General features: G+C 55.9%; 1 protein-coding gene. It reads right to left on the minus strand.

Annotation, left to right across the window (positions count from 1 at the left end):
- Positions 1 to 15: 15 nt before the first annotated feature.
- Positions 16 to 351 (minus strand): hypothetical protein, encoded by a 336-nt coding sequence (locus IEV46_RS17900; protein ID WP_188433993.1) that lies wholly within the window; start codon positions 349 to 351, stop codon positions 16 to 18.
- Positions 352 to 546: the final 195 nt, after the last annotated feature.

A 546-nucleotide genomic window follows, 5' to 3' on the forward strand; every position in this document is an offset into this window, starting at 1 on the left:
ATAGCAGGATCAGAATCAGCGGACGAAACGACGCACAGCCACAATTCGGCCTTGCTCGTCCCGGATCGCTCCCTGAGGGGAGGTATCCGGGCTGATGATATCCGTTCGCCCTCTTTCAACTGCCGCCTGACGAACGACAAGTGATACAAGAAACAGAGTCCCCTCTTCTGGCTCCGGCAAACCCTGTATCTCGTCGTATTCCTGGGACACGACGGGAACTCCTGCCACTTCCCCCGCATCCTCCGAGACGGTCTTCACCCGTGCCACTTCCCCGGATGCGGGGAAGGTTTTTTCCTCCCCGTTTTCTAGTCGTACAACAACATCATGCGGTGTCAAATTGATGATCTTCATCGTGACCACTCCTTATATTTTGAAGCCATTCCGGCCTCTTGCGAGAGCGAAGGTCTCCCCTCACCCTCGCAAGGGGTCGGAACCCCTTGCATCAAAGCCACCCATCCATATGCGCGGCTTGCGCCGCCTCCTCAAACTTCCCTTGCTGGCAGAGGGCGATAATTTCCTCTGCCTTTTCGACTACTCCCATGAAAC

Origin of the sequence: Kroppenstedtia guangzhouensis, from assembly GCF_014637345.1 — a bacterium.
Taxonomy (GTDB): domain Bacteria; phylum Bacillota; class Bacilli; order Thermoactinomycetales; family DSM-45169; genus Kroppenstedtia; species Kroppenstedtia guangzhouensis.

Excerpts from the sequence above, each read along its gene's own strand:
- IEV46_RS17900 (WP_188433993.1), bottom strand. The coding sequence starts at position 351 with ATGAAGATCATCAATTTGACACCGCATGATGTTGTTGTACGACTAGAA.